The 14,168-nt window shown below is 61.9% G+C and carries 15 protein-coding genes; 1 reads left to right on the forward strand and 14 read right to left on the reverse strand.

Annotation, left to right across the window (positions count from 1 at the left end; all coding sequences use genetic code 11):
- Positions 1 to 86 precede the first annotated feature (86 nt).
- Entirely contained in the window at positions 87 to 548 is a 462-nt protein-coding gene (gene mntR / locus AAFO92_RS22195) for a manganese-binding transcriptional regulator MntR (RefSeq protein ID WP_347539075.1), read from the forward strand.
- Between the two features lie 9 nt (positions 549 to 557).
- On the opposite strand, the gene AAFO92_RS22200 is transcribed toward mntR, so the two are convergent.
- The 14 genes from AAFO92_RS22200 to AAFO92_RS22265 form a co-directional block, all read right to left on the reverse strand.
- Positions 558 to 1,778, reverse strand: coding sequence for an FAD-binding oxidoreductase (locus tag AAFO92_RS22200; protein WP_347539076.1), 1,221 nt, complete (start codon positions 1,776 to 1,778; stop codon positions 558 to 560).
- Positions 1,779 to 1,853: 75 nt separating this feature from the next.
- Positions 1,854 to 2,603: a CbiX/SirB N-terminal domain-containing protein gene (locus tag AAFO92_RS22205; protein ID WP_347539078.1), complete on the reverse strand. Its 750-nt coding sequence runs from the start codon at positions 2,601 to 2,603 to the stop codon at positions 1,854 to 1,856.
- The gene (locus AAFO92_RS22210) at positions 2,603 to 3,163 is read right to left on the reverse strand and encodes a DUF4202 domain-containing protein (RefSeq protein WP_347539080.1); all 561 of its coding nucleotides are present in this window, start codon (positions 3,161 to 3,163) and stop codon (positions 2,603 to 2,605) included. Before AAFO92_RS22210 ends, AAFO92_RS22205 begins: the two co-directional genes overlap by 1 nt.
- Positions 3,164 to 3,241: 78 nt before the next feature.
- Positions 3,242 to 3,889, reverse strand: coding sequence for a DUF1523 family protein (locus AAFO92_RS22215; protein WP_347539082.1), 648 nt, complete (start codon positions 3,887 to 3,889; stop codon positions 3,242 to 3,244).
- 10 nt (positions 3,890 to 3,899) lie between these two features.
- Positions 3,900 to 4,166: a hypothetical protein gene (locus tag AAFO92_RS22220; RefSeq protein ID WP_347539083.1), complete on the reverse strand. Its 267-nt coding sequence runs from the start codon at positions 4,164 to 4,166 to the stop codon at positions 3,900 to 3,902.
- Positions 4,167 to 4,169: 3 nt separating this feature from the next.
- On the reverse strand, positions 4,170 to 5,495 hold the full coding sequence (locus AAFO92_RS22225) for a DUF6638 family protein (protein WP_347539085.1): 1,326 nt from the start codon (positions 5,493 to 5,495) through the stop codon (positions 4,170 to 4,172).
- A complete protein-coding gene (locus tag AAFO92_RS22230) occupies positions 5,492 to 6,100 on the reverse strand; it encodes a hypothetical protein (protein WP_347539087.1) in 609 nt (202 codons plus the stop codon). Before AAFO92_RS22230 ends, AAFO92_RS22225 begins: the two co-directional genes overlap by 4 nt.
- Before the next feature lie 245 nt (positions 6,101 to 6,345).
- Positions 6,346 to 6,708: a hypothetical protein gene (locus AAFO92_RS22235; RefSeq protein ID WP_347539089.1), complete on the reverse strand. Its 363-nt coding sequence runs from the start codon at positions 6,706 to 6,708 to the stop codon at positions 6,346 to 6,348.
- On the reverse strand, positions 6,705 to 8,639 hold the full coding sequence (locus AAFO92_RS22240; protein WP_347539090.1) for an ATP-binding protein: 1,935 nt from the start codon (positions 8,637 to 8,639) through the stop codon (positions 6,705 to 6,707). Before AAFO92_RS22240 ends, AAFO92_RS22235 begins: the two co-directional genes overlap by 4 nt.
- A gap of 48 nt (positions 8,640 to 8,687) precedes the next feature.
- Positions 8,688 to 9,818: a hypothetical protein gene (locus tag AAFO92_RS22245; RefSeq protein WP_347539092.1), complete on the reverse strand. Its 1,131-nt coding sequence runs from the start codon at positions 9,816 to 9,818 to the stop codon at positions 8,688 to 8,690.
- Positions 9,808 to 9,987 (reverse strand): hypothetical protein, encoded by a 180-nt coding sequence (locus tag AAFO92_RS22250; protein ID WP_347539094.1) that lies wholly within the window; start codon positions 9,985 to 9,987, stop codon positions 9,808 to 9,810. Before AAFO92_RS22250 ends, AAFO92_RS22245 begins: the two co-directional genes overlap by 11 nt.
- Positions 9,988 to 10,373: 386 nt before the next feature.
- A complete protein-coding gene (locus tag AAFO92_RS22255; RefSeq protein WP_347539096.1) occupies positions 10,374 to 11,450 on the reverse strand; it encodes a hypothetical protein in 1,077 nt (358 codons plus the stop codon).
- Between the two features lie 196 nt (positions 11,451 to 11,646).
- Positions 11,647 to 12,660, reverse strand: coding sequence for a C-terminal binding protein (locus AAFO92_RS22260; protein ID WP_347539098.1), 1,014 nt, complete (start codon positions 12,658 to 12,660; stop codon positions 11,647 to 11,649).
- Complete coding sequence (locus AAFO92_RS22265) at positions 12,657 to 14,015, reverse strand: aspartate aminotransferase family protein (RefSeq protein WP_347539100.1); 1,359 nt, start codon at positions 14,013 to 14,015, stop codon at positions 12,657 to 12,659. Before AAFO92_RS22265 ends, AAFO92_RS22260 begins: the two co-directional genes overlap by 4 nt.
- Positions 14,016 to 14,168: the final 153 nt, after the last annotated feature.

The following is a 14,168-nucleotide window of genomic DNA, read 5'->3' on the forward strand; positions in this document are numbered from 1 at the left end:
GTCTCTTGTAAAGTTAGCCTTGGCTAAATTATCTAGCATCGGATAATGAGTTGTCAATCACTCATGAATGTTACTATGGTACAAACATGACCGAAAACGCGTCACATCTGCGTGGGCAAACCCCGCCCGAGGACCGCACCGTCGACGCGCAGGCCGATGGGTTCGCACGCGTGCGCCAGGCCCATGAAAGCGAGATGGCCGAAGATTACGTTGAGTTGATCGCCGAGCTGATCGAGGCCACCGGCGAGGCGCGGCCCGTGGATATGGCCGAGCGGCTGGGGGTCAAGCCACCCACCGTGACCAAGAACCTGACCCGCCTTACCCGGGAAGGTCTGGTCCGGCGCGAACGCTACCGGTCGATCTTTCTGACCGAAGCGGGTGAAGAACTGGCACAGGCGTGCCGCGCACGACACCAGACGGTGCTGTCTTTCCTGATGGCTCTTGGTATCGACGAAGAGGTGGCGGCGCGTGACGCCGAAGGCATCGAGCACCATGTCAGCAGCGCCACCCTGCGCGCTTTCGAAGCGTTTCTGCGCAAAACGGGCTGAGCGGTTCGGTCAGATCACCGCATGTTCGACAATCGGCCTGTTCTGGGCGAACCGGTCATAGTTGAACGGCGTCAGGTCCAGCGCCCGGTAGCCGCCATAGGTCAGCCACTCGGCGGTGCCCCGTCCCATCGCCGGTGCCTGTTGCAGCCCATGGCCCGAAAAACCGTTGAGAAAGATGAAGTTCCCGACCTCGTCATGCGGCCCCATGATGGCGTTGTGATCCACCGTATTCATCGCGTAATGGCCCACCCAGGTGTTCTGTAGCCTGATCGCCTCGAACTGGGGGATGCGGGTGGCGACAATCGGCCACGCCTCGTTTTCCCACAGGCTGTGATCCACTGCGAAATCATCGTAATCCACCGCCGGATCAGGCCCGAAATGCGCCCCCACCTGATAGGTCCCGCCGCCGTTCTCGCGCACGTGCAGGCCGGACGGGTCGATGGTCAGCGGCAGGTCACGGTCCAACGGTTTTTCAGCCTTGAATATCCATGAATACCGCTTGCGCGGCTCGACCGGCAGGTCAATCCCGGCCATCCGTGCGGTCCGGTCCGCACGCGGGCCCGAGGCGTTGACAACCTGACCACAGGCGATCTCTCTGCCCGATTTCAGCGTCACCTTTTCAACGCGGTTGCCCCCCTTGTTGCGGGTCATGGCCACAACCTCGTCCTCGACATATTCAACGCCGCGGTCGCGCGAGGCCCGGCGCAGCGCATCGAACATCGCGGTTGCGTCGAAATAGCCCTCATCCTTCGTGTTGATCGAACCCAGAACGATATCATCCACCGCGTAGAACGGGTATTCCCGGGCGATCTGGTCCGGTGACAGCAGGCGCGTTGCGGCCCCGGCGGCGCGCTGCATGTCACAATCAGCACGCAGCCGGTCGGCAAAGGCCTGGGTATCGGCCAGATACATGTAGCCGAAGGACCGGATTGCCAGCTGCGGGATGCGGTCATCGCCCCCCAGGTGCCGGCGCAGGTTCTTGACGAAATCGGCGGCAAACTGGGCGATCCGCACATTCAGCTCGGTCGAGAACTGCTGCCGCATGCAGGAGGTCGTCGTCATGGTCGAGGTATCGCGGTAGCTGGCATCGCGTTCGACCACCAGAACCCGCCCGTCGAAATCGGGATTATCCGCCAGGAACCAGGCGGTCGAGGCACCCATGATCGCCCCGCCGATTATCACCACATCATAGGAGTCTCGGCTGGAGCATGTGGCAAATCCCGGTGTCATTTTCGTTCCTTGGACCAAGGTTGCTGAATAGGGGCATCCCCTGCCCGACACATCAATCCCCAGACTACCGGCCTGTCAACCGCTGTCGCGTTCGGCCGATGCGCCCCGGGCCTGATTGGCACCCTCTGCGGCCCGGTGCAGGCTGTCTGCGATCAGGGCCGGGACCGCATCAAACGTGCCGATCGGATCCAGAAACGGGCCTGCAAATCTTGCCGCGGCCAATGCCTCGGTAATGTCTTCCTTCACATGGCCGCCATAGGCCGCAAAGAACGGCAGACATATCGCCTGACTGGGGGCGGCCATCGCCACATCGGCAAAGAACGGTGCCTCTTCGACATAGCCGGTTGTTACATGCGCAAAGCTGATCCGTTGCCGCAACCGGTCAACGAAGGCCTCGGTCGCCTGTTTCGATTTCGGGCTGCGGCCCGACCCGTGCGACGCCACCAGAAGGTTGGTCTGGGCGGCGTGCCAGCCGCGCTCCTGCAGTTCGTCCAGCAGAATGTCGGCGACAAGATCCGGCAGCGCAGGCTCAGCCCCCAGCGGTGGCAGGATGTGGGCCGCGGCACCGCCAAGCCGCTTCGGCAGCGCAGAGCGGACGAACCAGCCGTCGGTCATGAAAAGCGGGTAGATAAATGGCGTATCGCCCGCCCGCGCCAACGCGGCCTCCAATGCGCCGTCGGCGGCCAATGTCGCGCTGTCCACTTGCCAGTCCGGCAACAGCCCGGCCACCCGGCCGGCAAGCGCCGCCAGGTCGTCCTCGGCCGGTTGCGGATCGGACGGCTGCCCGTGGCTGACGATGATGACGGAAGGTCCGGTGGCGAACATCAGGCCGAAAATGCCGCTGCGTATTCGGCCGGAAGGGTGAATTCCTCCAGCACTCTCGCGCGGCCCTCAGCAGACATTTTCCGCGCCGTTTTTTGCACGATCCGCAGAATTTTCTCGGGGCTGTGCTTGGCCGCGAAGGGCTCGAAATACCACTTGAGAAAAGTGAAACAGATGATGTCTTCAAGCGCCTGCACCTCGGGGTCGCGCTTGATGCCTTCCTTGCGCAGCATCCGTCCGGCGGCCGCGATCTGATCTTCGGCATAACCCGCGTCCCGCATGATCCCGCCCACGCGTTCGGCATGGTGTTTGGCCAGGTCACGGCGCCATTCCAGATAGCCCTGCCGGCCCTCGGGATAGACCGTCCGCCGGAGGATCCAGCGTTCGATATGCTGCCCTCGCGCGGCAATCCGCAGCGGTTCTTCCGCATCGGGAAACAGCCGCTCCTGCTCGGCGCTCATGCGCTGCCCGTAGAGCAGCGCATCGGGCGCACCCTCGGTGGCGACAGGATCCTGCGCATTGGCTGCGTCAATCGCGGCGAAAACGGTTTCAAGAGGGGTCATGGGCATCCGGTCCGTTTGTCAGTGTATTCCACCTGCTCATAGAGACGCAGTGGCGGGCCCGCGTCAAACAGCTTGTACCTACTTGGCCCGCCATGTTCCCAGCCAGCGTTTGAATCGCGACTGGCGCTCGGAAATGCTGTCACCGGCATTATCCAGCCCCTGTTGGATATCATCCATCACCGGGTCGATCCGCGCGGCGCGGAAACGCCGCCAGCGGCGCCAGACCGCAAGGCAAAGCGCCAGGAACGCGACCAGGATGATGATGTTCAGCCACGGGACGCCGGTGCCGGCATCCGGCCCCGATACCTGCCGCACGCCCACCGCGTTGGGAAAGATCGACAGGAATTCGTTGCGCCAGCCGTAATGCTTGATCGCCACCCATTTCGGCGCTTCGGCGGAGGATTTCAGATCCGCCGCCTCGGCCTGCAGGTTCGAGGTGTCGAACTTGAAATAGGGCGGCCAGCTCCACCCGGTATCCTCGTTGCGGTAGACCATGATGCGGCCATTGGCGCGCCGGGTCTGGATGAAAAAGACATCGCGGTTGACCGTGGTCTGGTCAGCCCCCACATCCGGGCTGGCCCAGAAGATCGAGTTCTCGCCAAAGTCGATCCGTTTCTCATAGGTGTCGGTGATCCGCGCCACGTCGTTCTGCGGCAGCGTGTAGTGAAAGAATGCCGCCACGAAGACCCAGAAGACGGTCCAGAAGGCCCATTTCAGATATGTCATTGCCGCCCTTTCAGTGGAAATTCGTTAGGTAGATGATCAGCGCCACGACACAGATCGGCACCACATAGACCCCCAGGATCAGCTTGCGGCGGAGCGATCCGTCATATTCCGCCAGCCCCTTCTCGACATAGCTCTCCAGGTCGCCCGGGCGGCCCTCCTCCTCCCACCAGGTTTTCAGCTTGCTGCGGCGCACGGAACGGGAATAGAGCGACAGCGACACGTAGATCACCGTCAGAACGACGAAACCGATCACCATCAGACGGGCCAGAGCCACCATCGCTTACCTCCTTACCGCGCCCCAGGGGCCAACGCGCGCGATCACGTCATCGGCCTGCATCGGATCCTCGTGCCCGAACAGCGCCTTGCGGGTACCCACCTTATCCATCTGGTATTCACTCACCAGAAATTCGACCACGAACGCCTTTTTTTCTTCGCTCCACGTGGCGTATCGGTCATAGAAAAGCGGTTTGTGGCAGATGAACAGCTGGCGGATATCCTTGGGCGCCAGCTCGCTCAACAGCATGTTGACAAGGTCGGCATCCGGGTGGTTGGCGGCGCGCAACGTGTAGAAATAGGCCGGGCTGTCCGAGGCGATGCGCGGCCAGGGCCCGCCATTTTCGGCCCAGTTCAGAAGTGCCGCCAGCACGTGAAATTCCTCGGGCAGATCCTGCGCGTGCTGGCGCGCCAGCCGCCGCATGTCGGTGCGCGACCGGCCCTGCAGCACGATGCCCTGCCCGGCCAGCGCATCGACCAGGATGAAATCCATCTTTTGCCGCAGGATCGCGCCCGCGTCGATGCCGCGCGCCTTGGCGATGGGTTCGACAAGATCGTTGTAATCCAGGAACTTGGCAATCTGGTTGCGCTGCTGCATCCCAAAGACATACCTGATCGGCAAATCGCCGAAATCCGCCCCGGCCCCGTTGGTCATCAGCGCCGGGTGATCGACCTCCTGAAAAAGATACGTGCCACCGAAATGCGCCGTCCAGTAATTGCGCTGCTCGAAACTCATCTGCTTGAGGTCGATCGGGTTGCGCACCAGATCGCCGGTCTCACCGGCCAGCGCGATCATCTCGGCAATCAGCACATCGTCGAACCAGGCATCGTCCTCGTTCAGGAAGCGGCTGACTTTCTCGTCCAACTGATCCGCCTGTTTCAGCGCGCCGCCCACCGTGTCCGCCTCGATGGTGATCCGGCGGATATCGAAAAGCCGCGCGGGCGTGGACATGTCATAGACCGAATTCACCAATTCGCCCGCCACCGCGTCGCGGGCGGTCAGGGCAAAAAGCGCCGGTTCGTTTTCCTCGATGAACTGCCGCAGGATGCCATGCGCGGTCGAAAATTTCATATCCAACAGCGGCGCGTGTTTCTGCTCGGTCGTCAGCAGGATGAACTGCCGGTTGACCCCCGCATGGTTGAGGTAGAGCGGATCGCCCAGCTCGTGCCCAACTTCCGGCGAAAACCCTGAGATATCAATGTAGAAATCCGTCAGCGAGGTCGTCTTGCCCGTCAGATGCGTCAGCGCCCGATTATACCGCGCCACCAGCGCGGGCGAGGCCACATGCACCAGATTGCCAAACATCAGGCCGGACTTGATGAGGCGTTTCATTGCGCGGCCTCCTTCATGCGCGTGAGCTCCGCCATCAGCGCTGCGCGATCATAACCGCGGAACCAGTCGGCGGTGTCGCGGCGGGTCTCGACACGCTCGTGGTTCAATGCAGCGGCGAATTTGCCGTTGCCGTCGGTGGTGAAGATATAGGGCAGCCAGTTGCCATAGCCCTCGGTCGCCCCTGCGGCCTCGAGCACGTCCCATCCGTCCGTGGCGTAGCGGCTGTCGATATGAACCAGCACGAAATTCTCAGCCACGAACCCGGCCAGTTCGGCGGCCGGGCCTGCGGGATCGCTCTCGGCGCGTTCAAAGATCGTGGCGCTGTAGCGTTCCTCGTCCGCCTCGTCGGAATAGGGATGGATGAAGGTGCCATGTTCGCCGGTCACATAGGCGTGGAACACATGGCACCAGATGCACCACTCGGCCCCGTAGGAGACCAGAAGAGTCTTCCCCTGCCCCCGCGCCGCGCGCAGTGCCTTTTCGAAGATCGGCGCCTGCGCGTGGCATTCATCATAAAGCTTCGCCTTCCCGCCCCGGCAGCCGTGGATGGGGGTTTGCGGGAGGATTGTAACGGACTCAGCTGCGCTTGTCTGGAGCGGGGCCAACAAGAGAATCGTAGACAGTAGTGCGATCCACACCCCGCACAGGTATTTGCGACAGGCAGGGGGACAAACCAAACGATGAGCCCGGCGCGAGGGAGGGGGCGGAACGCGACCGCTTTCGAACCAATGGTTCGCCTTCGGCGAAACGAGGACGGGTCGAGCTCGTCGCGGTTGCGCCGCTGAAGCTACAAGTTTTTTCGCACCACTTCGAAGCACTTCGTGAATCAGGTCAGAAAAGCTGTGGTTGTTCATTCGGCTCGCCTTTGACGTGACAAGCGCGCGCGCCCGAGTTTAAACCCCCAAACGGATGCCATTATGGAAGCTAACAGCAACACCAAGTTCAAGGGTCCCGTCACACCCAGCCACAGCCCGACAAAGAAGATCGCCGCTCCTACGTATTCTCCAGCCGGCAAGGCCGATACTTCCGGGCCTCCCAAAAACCAATATAAGCCACCGTAAACGAAAAAGGATCCGAAAATGCTCACAATAAATCCGCCGAGCACCGTCCCCCACATTGGTTCGCCATGTTTTAGTCCACCTTGAACACCAACCAAGAAGGAAACCCCAAAAAAGGTCACCAACAAAACAAAAAAGAAGAAATAGATATTCACCCCTTCCCCTCCAGATACCGCCGCTTTGCCTCTTCCATCCGGCCCATTTCGCGCACGGCGTTTTCAATCGCGACCTCGTCGGATTTGTCGGCATAGCGGAACTCGGAGTCGGCGTAGCGGTTGATTTCCTGCAGAACCATTTCCACCGTAATCGGCTGACGCAGGTCTTCGATCATCGCCTTTTTCTCGTCATAGGATTTGAACAGGAAGAGGTCAGGCTTTTCCATCCATTCATCGGGCAGTTCGAAATCCATCGCGCGGACCTTGACCGCGTCGGTGATGTTCTTGATCGCCCGGCCGGTAAAACGCGCATCGGCCTCCTGAATGCCCTTCAGGTAGGTGCCGAGCTTGGCGATGGTGTCGAGCTTGCCCAGCTCCTTGTCGACCCTCTCGAACACGGCAATCAACCCGTCCTCATGCGGGCGGGAATGGCTTTCGAACGAGGCCGCCACCGCTTTCTTGATCTCCTGCGCGGCGTAAAGCTCGTGTTCGCCCAGGGGAATGTCGTGGTTCTTGCCCATGAGCAGCGCGAGGATGTCGATGTAATCCTCGCGGGTGATCGGCCCGTCGACGAGGAACCGGGCGCCGGCCCGCTGGCGCAGGGCATCGTCCACGTTCTCGGGATAGTTCGAGAACATGCCAAACGTGCAGTTGCCGCGCACGACCGTGTTGGCGCCGGCAAAGCTTTCCATCAGCACCGCGGTGATCTCCAGCTGGCCCGCGCTCGACTGCCGGTCGCCGCGTTTGCCGGCCAGCTGGTCGATATCGTCGATCGTGCCGAATCCGATCACCGTGGGGTCGATCACGGTGTTGATGAAGGCCTTGGCGTTCTGCGCCGATTTGCCCTGATAGCTGTCGATGCTTTCGGTGCTCAGGTTCTGATAGCGGAAAGGGTAGCCCGCGTTCTGGCAATAGCCCTGGATCAGCCCCGCCATCATCTGGATCAGCGTGGTCTTGCCCGTCCCCGGCTTGCCATCCCCCATGAAGGTAAAGATGAACCCGCCCAGTTCGGCGAACGGGTTCAGGCGGCGGTCGAAATCATAGGCCATCAGCATCTTGGACAGCTTCAGCGCCTGGTATTTGGCGATATGGTTGCCCACGACCTCATGCGGTTGCTTGAACGTCATGCTGAGGGTGGTGGATTTGCCCCGTGCCGTGGCCTCGAACCCGCGGATCGTCAGGTCATCCGCCGCCACCCGCCAGCTGGCCTGCACAAAGGGCTCCAGCCGGGCCGTGTTCTGGGCGCGCAGCGCGATCTTTTCCATCAGCTGCTCGGCAAAGGCGGTCACGGTGGCCACCAGGCGGGCGTCATCCGTGCCGTGGCTGGCAATGTCCTGGTCAATCTCCCACAGGCATCCGTGCAGGGCCAGCTGCGCATTGTCGGTCAGCACCTCCTCGACCTCGCCCACTTCGACTGTCACCTCGCTGCCATGCGGCCCCAGGAGGAACGCGGTGGCATTGGCAAAGACATGGGAAACGGCCAGCGCCTCGGCCGCCATCGACTCGGAAAACTCGGTCTTGCACTCCGCAGGCAGCGACCCTGCCAGGTTGGCACGGCGCAGGTCGGCGAGGCCCGTCGCCTCGGCGTAATTCTCGCCCACCGCCAGGGCAATGGCCAGTGCCCGCCGCAGGACATGCATCACCGTCGCCTGCAAGGGCGAGATCAGCGGATCATCCCCATCCGCCGCGCCGATCCGCTCGATCAGGTGCACCCCCTCAGGCCGCGCGGTCGAACGGGTGACTAGCCCAGGCGTGGTGGTGCGGAACCGCCGCCGTGTTCCCAGCCCCGAGGAGCGTTCTTCGGCGGGCGCGTCCACCGGCCTGGCGATACGCGGCGTATGGTCGAACCCGTCCAGCATCGCCACCGCCGCATCGTAGTGCTTGGCGATGTCGCCCTCGCGCAGTTCCATCGTGTCCGCCGTCAAACTCATCGCTCAAACCTTTGCTTCATCTTGCTTCAAATACTCCCGCCGGAGGCGTCAATACCGCAGCACCCGGCCACCCGGGCTAACCACGTATTTGGTGACGCTGGCAAACCCCGGCGGATTGCGTTCGGCCAGCACCTGATAGGGGCGCTCTGGCAGGATGATGCTCCGCTCGGTCCTGCTGGCGCCGGTATCGACGCCCCGGCCGGAAAACGGATCGAGCGCAAAGACCTCGCGTTCGACCGAGCCGAACCAGCCCGAGCGTTCCTCGGTGACGCGTTCGCTTTCCAGCACCTCATCCGTCCAGGCCAGCGCCCAGTCCTGCCCTTCGGGCGCGCGGGCCTCGGCCAGCACGTCGTGAAGGGGGCCGGATTGCCGCGTGTAGGCATGGCTGTACATCGGGCCCAGATGCAGGCGCCGCAGTCGCTTTGGGTGGAGATGGTCGAACGCCTCGTCAAACCCCCTAGCGATGGTCAACAGCTTGAGCCCGCCCAGGGCCTGCCCCATCAGATGCGCCTGGACCTCGGGCCAGCGGCGCTGATCGCGGGCAAGCGGCGTGCGCCCATCATCTTCGACCTCCATCAGATACACGGTAGGCAGGTTGACCTGGCTGTCATAGACCGCCCAGTGGACCAGATAGCGGCGGCGGTCATCCAGCCCCTGAAGCCACAGGATTTGCGGATCGTTCTGTGCCCAGAAGAGGAAGCCGCGCTGCAATTCCTCGTAATAGAGCCGCTGCGACAGGGCAAATTGCAGACGGGTGGGGATTTCGCGTTCCGAGATGATCTGTTCGACCATCTGCTTCTTCAGCGCCCCGGCGCCCGGCATGTTCGACAGGTGCCTGTCGGCCTGCTGTGCGTCATTGGCCATGACCAGCAATTCGTTGAATACCGGAAAACCGCTTTCGACCCGATCCATCGCCATGGCGCTGGTTGCATGACCCGCATCGCGGCCTGACAACAGGTATTTCATGCTGAGCGCGCGGAAGGTGTAGCTAAGCCCCTGCACATAGGTGGTGAGGATTTCCACCTCGTCCCTGCTCAGATCCCCCGCCCCCTGCATCACCGCGGCGACACGAGTCAGATAGCCGGTGATCCGTTCGAATTTTTTGAAATAGCGGCGGCTTGCGAAAAGATCGGACAGGCCGGCATGGTCCTTTTTCAGGTCAATCTGCTCAGCTGCCACTGCTGTCGCCTCCCCCACCATTATGATGGCTGCCTTCGTAAAGCCCCGGCTGTGCCGCGCGCGCGGTCTCATCGCGAATCTCGGGCAGCACCTTGTCCCACGTTGCCCAGACCAATCCAGCGAGGCCACAGCCCCAGAGCAGCGCCCGCCAGACCCAATGCAGATCCATTTTTGTGCTCAAAACCGCCGCCAACAGGCACAGACCGGTTGCAAACCCAAGAAATCTCTTCAACCAGCGCTTATCCATATTGCGCCTCGCTACTGAGGGAAACCATTCGTAGGCCAGATAAACGCCTCAGGCAGTTGTCGAAAAGATTGGTCAGTCCGGTTTGGTCGCGCGTATATCTGGAGCTGCGCATATTATTTGCCTCGCCAATCACGCCACGTCACACAAACACCGTAGGCCACGAGTGGGATCAATAAGAAGACGCAAACAACCAGAAAGACCTCATTATACGCATCGCGGCCCCATTCTTCGATTGCAATGCGCTTCAGACCGAAGAGGACGGCAAGAACGCACAAGGCAACTGACGTTGTTTTGGCGCGTTTGTTCAATTACGCCCCATACAGGTTCTTGTCGTGTTTCTCGATGATCTGGGCAAAGCGGCGGGCAAAGCGTTCGTCGGCCTTGGCCTTGGCTTCCAGCACGTCGCGGGCAAAGACCATGTGGTCCTCATGCGCCTCCAGCATGTCGGCCATCTTCTTGTTGGTCGCAGCCCCGATTCCGGCCATGGCGGTCTGCGCCTCCTGATCGGTCTCGACGCCGATCTCGTTGATCCGGTGGGCCACATCCTGCTGTTGCGCGGTTTTCAGCGACTTGGTCAGCGCATCGTAGAGCACCACGCGCTGCTTGGTGTCGGTCTGCAGCTTGTTGATCAGCACCATCTGCGTCGCGGCCTGGTTCTGGAGCGAATCCACCCAGGTCTTGCCCTTTTCGATATAGCGCTCCAGCGTCTGCGACTTGGCCAGCTTCACCTGCTCGTCCTGCACCATCGCGTTATACTTGGTGTTCAGGTCCGCCAGTTCGGTCTCCAGCTTGGTCCGCGCCGCGGCGTCGGTCTCGTTGGCGATCTTGTTTTCCAGCTCGATGATCTTCGGGTCCATCGCCTGAATGTCGCTGCGCAGGGTTTCCAGCTCGCCCACCGTCGCCTCACGCTCGTCCAGCGTTTCGGTCAGGTTGGCCTCGACCTTGGTTTTCTGCTCTTCCAGCATCGCCAACTGCCCTTCGAGCAGTTTCACGATCACGTCGGATTTCGAGATCAGGTCCTGCAGCTTGTCGTCGATCGACGCCGAACGCACCCGCTCCTGCCGCATGCTGTCGGATTTGGCGCGGCTGAACATGCCGACAAAGCTTTCCCAGCCGGTCTTGTTGCGCATCTCGTCGAAATCCTTCGAGAAGGCGGCGGTGATGTCATCCAGCCCCATGATCAGCTCGGCGATATTGGCGTTCATCACCTCGGTATGGGCATGAACATCCTCCAGCGAGGCGTTCTCGATATCCAGCATGGCGTCCTCGCCACCCTTGATCTTGGACCGCGCCGTTTCGATTTTGCTGGTCAGCTCGGCGATCTTCGCCTGCGCTTCGCTTACCTGAGCCTGTGATTCCCGCACCTGCGCATCAAGATCGGCCATACACTTCCCCTTGTTCTCAATTTATCGGCTTGGCGCCAATATATGCGGTTTTGGCCCGAGTTTAAGCATATTTCGCGAAAAGATTGCGACAATTCAGTGTCGTTCACCTCTTGGGCGCACGGATTTTCTGTTTTCGTTTCAATAGCATGGTGTCGCACCGCGCGGCGCTGCGGTGAATTGGGCGGTCGCGGGCCTTCTAGGCCGGAAACCTGACACCCTTTGATTGCCGCCTCAGGCGCGGATCGCGGGACTTGACCAGCACGGGCGCACCGTTCAACAGCTCGAAACACCGCTCCAGCGTGTCCTGCTCCAGCCGCCGCATGGCTTCGTGCGTATAAAATGTCAGATGCGGGGTCAGGATCACGTTGGGCCGCCCGAAAAGCGGGCTCAGCGGATGCCCCGACAGCGCCAGCGGTTCCTGGCTGAACACATCCAGCCCGGCGGCGGCAATCCAGCCCTCGTCCAACGCGCGGATCAGGGCGGTTTCATCCACGATCGCCCCGCGCGCGACATTGATCAGGCAGGCCGTCGGTTTCATCGCCCGCAACTCCGCCGCGCCGATCAGGTGGCGGGTTTCGTCGTTCAGAACGCTGTGGATCGACACGAAATCGCTCTGTCTCAGCAGATCGTGAAGGTCCGTTACCGGCTCCACGCCTTGTGCGCGTATCTCATCGGGCGGGGTGTGCGGGCTATAGGCGATCACCCGTGCCCTGAACCCTGCCCCGGCCATCCGCGCCATCGACCGCCCGATCCTGCCGAACCCGACGATGCCGACCGTGCTGTCGGCAATATCCCGCGCCAGCCAGCGGGAATTGGGCCAGGTCCATCCTGCGCGGTTCATTTCCACGCCGATTTCCGGCAGGCGCTTGGCCAAAGAGATCAGATGCGCAAAGGCGCCCTCGGCCACGGTTTCCTCGGCATATTCCGGGACGTTCACAACCACGACGCCATGGCCCGTCGCGGCGGGAATGTCGATGGCGTCGATCCCGACACCGTATTTGACGATCCCGCGCAGCCTGGGCGCGGCCGCGATCACCCGGCGGGTGATGGGCGTGTAGCACATGAGGATCAGATCCGCATCGGCCACCTCGGCACAAAGCCTGTCCTCGGCAATCCCGTCCGCCAGCAGCACCACCTCGTGGCCCGCGTCGCGCAGGGCGGCATCGACGATGGGCACCTCAAGCTCGCAATCGGTACGGACGATCTTCATGTCGCCGCGTCGGTGATGGCGGTCACGACGATATCCAGTGCGCGGATCAGGTCATCCCTGGCAATGGTCAGCGGCGGTGACAAGGTCAGCACGCAGCCCTGCGATATCTTGAAACTCAACCCGGCCTCGAGACAGGCGTAATAGATCCGTTCGGCCAGCGCGTTGCCGGGCGTCTTGTCGGCACGGTCGGTCACGATCTCGACCCCGAACATCAGCCCCCTGCCCCGGATGTCGCCGACAACATGCACATCGCCAAGCGCATCCCGCAGATACGCCATCGCGAAATCGCCAAGCGTTGCCGCGCGCGCGACCAACCCCTCGTCTTCGATGATTTCCAGCGTGGTCAGCGCGGCGCGCGCGGTGACGGGGTTTTTCTCATGAGTGTAATGACCAATGGCGAAATCGCCGCACACATCCAGATCGGGGCGGGCGACGCAGGCCGCAATCGGCAGGATGCCCCCGCCCAACGCCTTGCCGAGCGTGACGATATCGGGGATCACCTCGTCATGCTCAAAGGCGAACATGCGCCCGGTCTTGCCCAGGCCCGTCGGAATTTCGTCGAGGATGAGCAGCGCGCCATGACGATCGCAGGCCGCGCGCACGGCCTTCCAGAATCCGGGCGGCGGCACATAGGGCACCGCGCGCATCGGCTCGGCGATGACCGCGGCCACGTCCCCCTCGCGCCCCAGCACGTAATCGACCATCTGCGCGCAAGCCAGGCCGCAGACATCAGGCCCCGCATGGTTATAGGGACAGCGGTAGCAGGCAAAAGGGGCAACATGCTCGGTTCCCGGCACCAAAGGGCCGGCAATGTGACTTCGAAACGTCGCTTCGCCGCCGACACTGGCCGCCCCGAACCCGGCACCATGGAACGCATCCCAGAAACTCACGGTCTTGAACCGGCCCGTGGCGGCGCGGGCGATTTTCAGCGCCACCTCATTGGCGTCCGAACCGCCGGTGGTGAACAGAACCTTGCCCAAATCGCCCGGCGCAACCTTGCCCAGCTTTTCGGCCAGCGCGACCGCCGGGTCATTGGTAAACCGTCGCGGCGCGAAGGGCAGATCGTCAAGCTGGGCCTTGATCGCCGCCACCAGCCGCGGGTGGCCATAGCCGATGTGATGCACGGAATTCCCATGGAAATCCATGTAACGGCGGCCATCCATATCCTCGATCCAGATACCCTCGGCCTTGGCAATCGTGCTGACGCAGGGGCTCGACAGGCTCTGATGCAGGAAGGCCCGTGCATCGCGCTCCAGCAGCGGCCCGGAACCCGGACCAATTGATTTCTTCAACCAGTCGGCGCGCGCGTCCGAGGTATTGGATTCCCCTTCGGTATGGATGATATTTCTGTCCATGTGCTTCCTCCGGGGAATTGCTTTGTTTTCACCGTGGCCATGGTAGGGAGTATGTTTTGAGGTTTGTGAAGAACTTCATGGCTTCTGTGACGCCTTCCTTGACGGCGTTGCCTGAGTCCTTGATGCCGCCGAAGGGGGAGGTCTCGATGCGGT

This window comes from Roseovarius sp. CAU 1744, from assembly GCF_039839345.1.
Lineage (GTDB): Bacteria > Pseudomonadota > Alphaproteobacteria > Rhodobacterales > Rhodobacteraceae > Roseovarius.

Coding starts and splice junctions, on each gene's coding strand:
- mntR (WP_347539075.1), top strand. CDS start 87: ATGACCGAAAACGCGTCACATCTGCGTGGGCAAACCCCGCCCGAGGAC.
- AAFO92_RS22200 (WP_347539076.1), bottom strand. CDS start 1,778: ATGACACCGGGATTTGCCACATGCTCCAGCCGAGACTCCTATGATGTG.
- AAFO92_RS22205 (WP_347539078.1), bottom strand. CDS start 2,603: ATGTTCGCCACCGGACCTTCCGTCATCATCGTCAGCCACGGGCAGCCG.
- AAFO92_RS22210 (WP_347539080.1), bottom strand. CDS start 3,163: ATGACCCCTCTTGAAACCGTTTTCGCCGCGATTGACGCAGCCAATGCG.
- AAFO92_RS22215 (WP_347539082.1), bottom strand. CDS start 3,889: ATGACATATCTGAAATGGGCCTTCTGGACCGTCTTCTGGGTCTTCGTG.
- AAFO92_RS22220 (WP_347539083.1), bottom strand. CDS start 4,166: ATGGTGGCTCTGGCCCGTCTGATGGTGATCGGTTTCGTCGTTCTGACG.
- AAFO92_RS22225 (WP_347539085.1), bottom strand. CDS start 5,495: ATGAAACGCCTCATCAAGTCCGGCCTGATGTTTGGCAATCTGGTGCAT.
- AAFO92_RS22240 (WP_347539090.1), bottom strand. CDS start 8,639: ATGAGTTTGACGGCGGACACGATGGAACTGCGCGAGGGCGACATCGCC.
- AAFO92_RS22250 (WP_347539094.1), bottom strand. CDS start 9,987: ATGGATCTGCATTGGGTCTGGCGGGCGCTGCTCTGGGGCTGTGGCCTC.
- AAFO92_RS22255 (WP_347539096.1), bottom strand. CDS start 11,450: ATGGCCGATCTTGATGCGCAGGTGCGGGAATCACAGGCTCAGGTAAGC.
- AAFO92_RS22260 (WP_347539098.1), bottom strand. CDS start 12,660: ATGAAGATCGTCCGTACCGATTGCGAGCTTGAGGTGCCCATCGTCGAT.
- AAFO92_RS22265 (WP_347539100.1), bottom strand. CDS start 14,015: ATGGACAGAAATATCATCCATACCGAAGGGGAATCCAATACCTCGGAC.